Origin of the sequence: Mycobacterium sp. (genome assembly GCF_049802695.1) — a bacterium.
Classification (GTDB): domain Bacteria; phylum Actinomycetota; class Actinomycetes; order Mycobacteriales; family Mycobacteriaceae; genus Mycobacterium.
In genome coordinates, this window is sequence record NZ_JBARMY010000337.1 from 1 (window position 1) to 4,821 (window position 4,821).

The window sequence follows — 4,821 nt, forward strand, 5'->3', positions numbered from 1 at the left end:
GCCTAGCTGTCGCCGCCGGATTATCTAGGTCGGAAGATCCGGTAACACCCGAAGATGACCGCGCCGGCGCCCGTTACCGGTGGGACAGTGCGGACTTGGCGCCAGGGCGCTGTTGCCGGAGACGGTGGCGGGTACGCCATCGGTGTGGCAACCCGGATCGGAGAAGCCGTTGACCGGCCGACGGGCCGCGACGCAGTCTCGGCCCTCGCGCACCGCGTTCGCCAGCGCGACCAGGTCGTCGTCCTCCGGAGGTGCGACCAGTTCACCCGCATGACGCACCAGTTGCCAGTTGCGCGGCGCGGTAATCCGGCTGGCGTGGCCGACGCACAGGTCCCACGAGTGCGGCTCGTTCGCGGTCGCCAGCGGCCCTACTACCGCGGTCGAGTCGGAGTAGACGAACGTCAACGTCGCAACCGCGTAGTGCGGACACCCGGGCCGGCAGCAGCGACGGGGAACATTCACGCTCGAGAGGCTATCGCGGGAAAACGTCGCCGCAGCGGCGGACACGCGCATTGAGCCGGGCCGCGATGTCCAACCGTTACCATCGCCGAGTGGGCGATTCGCGCAGCTACGGAGGCGGCCGGTCGGTCCGCAGGTCGGGTTTCCGCCGAGGTCGGGAAATGCGCGGCCCGCTGCTTCCGCCAACTGTGCCGGGGTGGCGCAGCCGCGCCGAGCGGTTCGACATGGCGGTTCTCGAGGCTTATGAGCCCATCGAACGGCGCTGGCAGGAGCGGGTGTCCGGGTTGGATGTGGCGGTCGACGAGATCCCGCGCATTGCGGCGAAAGATCCCGAGAGCGTGCAGTGGCCACCTGAAGTCGTCGCCGACGGCCCTATCGCCTTGGCCCGGCTGATCCCCGCCGGTGTCGACGTGCGCGGCAATGCCACCCGGGCGCGAATCGTTCTGTTCCGCAAGCCCATCGAGCGGCGCGCGAAGGACACCGTCGAACTCGCTGAATTACTGCATGAGGTCCTGGTGGCTCAAGTCGCGACCTACTTGGACGTCGAGCCGACGGTGATCGACCCGACGATCGACGACGACTGAGCCGCAGCCGACTGGCTGGTTACGCCTAGATGATGCCGCGCTTGAGGCGACGACGCTCCCGCTCGGAGAGGCCGCCCCAGATGCCGAAGCGCTCATCGTGCGCGAGGGCGTACTCGAGGCACTCCGAGCGAACCTCGCAGCCGAGGCAGATCTTCTTGGCCTCTCGGGTGGAGCCGCCCTTCTCGGGGAAGAACGCCTCGGGATCGGTCTGTGCGCACAGTGCGCGGTCCTGCCATTGCTCACTGTTTACCGGCTCCGGCTCGAATTCCGGTGCGGCACTGGGCACCAAGCTCAAGCGGGGACGGGTGATCGCCCCGGTGACCGCTGATATGGCGGCCGTGTGCGCTATGCCTCCGACTACGCCTCGTACGTGTTCCAACGACATCGGCCGCCTCCTGACTGAAATGGTGAATGTGCATGTCGCCCGCTGTTGTACTGTGTAATGCGGTCATCTCGATTCGAACGTATGATCGAATCTCGGTCTGCGACACCGATTCCGGCCGGCCAACCAGAAATGACACTGCTGTGATTACACACGCGTGAGCATTCCTGGTCAAGCGTTGGAACGAAATTGAATATCATGTCGTGACCGAATTTTTGCGCCACTGCAGCCGTTGGGAACTCGGCGTGTCGGTCACATACGTCTCATCCGTTTCTTCGCGGCACTTCCGGCCCGGCGTAGGGTCGTGCGATGTGAAGGTCACCGTACTGGTCGGCGGCGTGGGCGGAGCCCGGTTCCTGCTCGGTGTGCAGCGGCTGTTAGGGCTCGGACAATTCTCACCCACGCCGGCGGCCGCCGCTGACCATGAGCTGACCGCAATCGTCAATATCGGCGACGACGCCTGGATTCACGGCGTTCGCATCTGCCCCGACCTTGACACCTGCATGTACACCCTCGGCGGCGGCGTCGACCCGCAGCGCGGCTGGGGACATCGCGACGAAACTTGGCACGCCAAGGAGGAATTGGCGCGCTACGGCGTGCAGCCCGACTGGTTCCAACTCGGTGACCGCGACTTGGCCACCCATCTGGTGCGCAGCCAAATGCTGCGGGCCGGCTACCCACTCTCACAGATCACCACCGCGCTGTGCGACCGGTGGCAGCCCGGCGCTCAATTGTTGCCGGTCAGCGACGACCGCTGCGAAACTCACGTCGTCATCACTGACCCGGCCGACGGCGATCAGCGGGCCATCCATTTTCAAGAATGGTGGGTGCGCTACCGGGCCCAGGTGCCGACCCACAGTTTCGCGTTCATCGGCGCCGAGAAGGCGGACGCCCCAGCCGAAGTCGTACAAGCGATCAATGCGGCAGATGTCATCTTCTTGGCGCCGTCGAACCCGGTGGTGAGCATCGGCGCGATCCTGGCTATTCGCGGCATTCGGGCCGCACTGCGGTCGACGACCGCCCCGGTAGTGGGCTACTCCCCCATTATTACCGGAAAGCCGTTGCGCGGCATGGCTGATGAATGTTTGACAGTGATCGGCGTCGAATCGACCTCCGAAGCGGTGGGCCGGCACTACGGAGCGCGCAGCGACACCGGGCTCTTGGACTGCTGGCTGATCAGCGACGGCGATCACGCCGACATCGACGGGGTGGCGGTGCAGTCGATACCGCTGCTGATGACCGACCCGGACGCCACCGCCGCCATGGTAAGCGCGGGCCTGAAGCTTGCGGGCGTCACAGTATGACAGACCACGGCACCGCCTCGGTGGTGGAAATTCTGCCCGTGAAGGGTCTTCCGGAGTTTCGGCCCGGCGACGACTTGGCCGACGCCGTAGCCAAGTGCGCGCCGTGGCTGCGCGACGGCGACGTCGTGGTGGTCACCAGCAAGGTCGTCTCCAAAGCCGAGGGCCGGCTGGTGGCTGCTCCACAAGACGCTGAAGCACGAGACCAATTGCGGCGCACGCTTGTTGACTCCGAAGCGGTTCGAGTACTGGCCCGCAAAGGCCTGACGTTGATCACCGAGAACCGGATCGGACTCGTGCAGGCCGCCGCCGGGGTGGACGGCTCCAACGTCGACGTCGCCGAATTAGCGTTGCTGCCTGAGGATCCGGACGCCAGCGCCGCGGCCCTTCGCGCCGGTCTGCACGAACGCCTGGGCGTGACGGTGGCCGTGGTGATCAGCGACACGATGGGCCGCGCGTGGCGCAACGGCCAGACCGACGCGGCAGTCGGCTCAGCCGGACTCGAAGTGCTGCACGGGTACGCCGGCGCGGTCGACCAGCACGGCAACGAACTGCTCGTCACCGAGATCGCCGTGGCCGACGAGGTGGCTGCCGCAGCCGACCTGGTCAAGGGCAAGCTGACGGCCGTCCCGGTCGCGGTGGTGCGCGGGTTGCGCTTCTTCGACGACGGGTCGACTGCGCGTCAGTTGGTGCGCGGCGGCACCGAGGACCTGTTCTGGTTGGGCACCGCCGAAGCTGTCGACATGGGGCGGCGGCAAGCCCAGTTGTTGCGCCGGTCCATTCGCCGGTTCAGCGACGAGCCGGTGCCTGCGGACCACATCGAGGGCGCCGTGGCCGAAGCGCTGACAGCGCCGGCCCCGCACCACACCCGACCGGTGCGGTTCGTGTGGCTGCAGACCGCCGCCACCCGTCGCCGACTGCTCGATCGCATGCGCGACAAGTGGTGGGCCGACCTGACCGGTGACGGCAAATCCGCCGACGCCGTCGAGCGGCGGTTGGACCGCGGTCGAATCCTCTACGACGCACCCGAAGTCGTCGTTCCGTTTCTGGTGCCTGACGGGGCGCACACCTACCCCGACGCGGCGCGCACCCAGGCCGAGAACACCATGTTCACCGTCGCGGTCGGTGCGGCCGTCCAGGCACTGCTGGTCGCCCTGGCGGTGCGCGGGGTCGGCAGCTGCTGGATCGGCTCGACCATCTTCGCCGCGGACCTGGTCCGCTCGGAGCTGCGGCTGCCCGGCGAATGGATGCCGTTGGGCGCCGTCGCGATCGGCTACCCAGAAGAACCTCAGCAGGGACCACGTCCACCGGCGCCGCTGGACGGCCTCCTGGTCGTCAAGTGAGCGTTCGGGAGTCGGCGATCGCCGTCCTGACCGACTGGCAGGCACCCAACCCGGCGCAAGGCGCGTTACGGCACGCGGTACTGGCGTTCGTGCACGGTCGCGCCGATGCGTGCCGACGGGATTGCGTACCCGGTCATGTCACCGCCTCCGCGCTGGTGCTCGACGGAACCGGGCAGGTGTTACTGACACTGCACCCGCGACTGGGCCGCTGGGTGCAACTGGGCGGACACTGCGAAGACGCCGACGAGGACATCCTGGCAGCGGCACTGCGGGAGGCCACCGAGGAATCCGGTGTGGGCGGCCTGCGCATTAACCCGGAACTTGTCGCGGTGCACGTCCACCCCGTCACCTGCTCGCTGGGTGTGCCGACCCGTCACCTCGACCTGCAGTTCGTCGCGCACGCACCCGCCGACGCCGAGATCACCCTCAGCAGGGAGTCTTTGGATCTGCGCTGGTGGCCGGCCGACGCGCTGCCGCATGGCACCGATGATGCGCTGGCCTATCTGGTCGCTCAGGCGACTCAGACGTCAGACGAGTAGCGGATTCCGCCGTCGGGCAGAGACACCCCGGGCCACACCCGCGCACCGCGCAGCAGCTCGCAGCGCGCGCCGATGTCGGCGCCGTCACCGATGACCCCGTCGCGGATCAGCGCCCGCGGGCCGATCCTGGCGCCGAAGCCGACGATCGACCGTTCGATCACGCAGCCGGCCCCGACGCGGACACCGTCGAAGATGACCGCGCCGTCCAGTCGG

General features: G+C 67.5%; 6 protein-coding genes and 1 pseudogene. 4 read left to right on the plus strand and 3 right to left on the minus strand.

Translation table 11 applies throughout. The features are described 5' to 3' along the window. Positions 1 to 24 precede the first annotated feature (24 nt). On the minus strand, positions 25 to 462 hold the full coding sequence (locus WA317_RS13845) for a DUF3499 domain-containing protein (protein WP_425173576.1): 438 nt from the start codon (positions 460 to 462) through the stop codon (positions 25 to 27). Positions 463 to 620: 158 nt separating this feature from the next. Here WA317_RS13845 and WA317_RS13850 point away from each other — a divergent pair, with 158 nt between their 5' ends. After that, the gene (locus tag WA317_RS13850) at positions 621 to 1,043 is read left to right on the plus strand and encodes a metallopeptidase family protein (protein ID WP_425173577.1); all 423 of its coding nucleotides are present in this window, start codon (positions 621 to 623) and stop codon (positions 1,041 to 1,043) included. A gap of 25 nt (positions 1,044 to 1,068) precedes the next feature. Here WA317_RS13850 and WA317_RS13855 read toward each other — a convergent pair whose 3' ends face one another. After that, the gene (locus WA317_RS13855) at positions 1,069 to 1,428 is read right to left on the minus strand and encodes a WhiB family transcriptional regulator (RefSeq protein WP_425173578.1); all 360 of its coding nucleotides are present in this window, start codon (positions 1,426 to 1,428) and stop codon (positions 1,069 to 1,071) included. Between the two features lie 308 nt (positions 1,429 to 1,736). Here WA317_RS13855 and cofD point away from each other — a divergent pair, with 308 nt between their 5' ends. From cofD to WA317_RS13870, 3 genes are read left to right on the plus strand one after another with little or no spacing between them, the layout of a single operon-like run. Then, positions 1,737 to 2,729, plus strand: a complete 993-nt coding sequence (gene cofD / locus WA317_RS13860; protein ID WP_425173579.1) for a 2-phospho-L-lactate transferase — start codon at positions 1,737 to 1,739, stop codon at positions 2,727 to 2,729. Beyond that, entirely contained in the window at positions 2,726 to 4,069 is a 1,344-nt protein-coding gene (locus WA317_RS13865) for a coenzyme F420-0:L-glutamate ligase (protein WP_425173580.1), read from the plus strand. The genes cofD and WA317_RS13865 overlap by 4 nt, the downstream gene beginning before the upstream one ends. Then, positions 4,066 to 4,608: an NUDIX hydrolase gene (locus WA317_RS13870; protein ID WP_425173581.1), complete on the plus strand. Its 543-nt coding sequence runs from the start codon at positions 4,066 to 4,068 to the stop codon at positions 4,606 to 4,608. The genes WA317_RS13865 and WA317_RS13870 overlap by 4 nt, the downstream gene beginning before the upstream one ends. Here the strand turns inward: WA317_RS13870 and WA317_RS13875 are convergent. Then, a pseudogene (locus tag WA317_RS13875) lies at positions 4,590 to 4,821 on the minus strand (NDP-sugar synthase); the annotation flags it as partial. The gene WA317_RS13870 and the pseudogene WA317_RS13875 sit on opposite strands and share 19 nt — an antisense overlap.

Bases quoted from the DNA above. Each gene is read 5' to 3' on its own strand.
- WA317_RS13865 (WP_425173580.1), top strand. From the start codon at position 2,726: ATGACAGACCACGGCACCGCCTCGGTGGTGGAAATTCTGCCCGTGAAG.
- WA317_RS13850 (WP_425173577.1), top strand. From the start codon at position 621: ATGCGCGGCCCGCTGCTTCCGCCAACTGTGCCGGGGTGGCGCAGCCGC.
- WA317_RS13855 (WP_425173578.1), bottom strand. From the start codon at position 1,428: ATGTCGTTGGAACACGTACGAGGCGTAGTCGGAGGCATAGCGCACACG.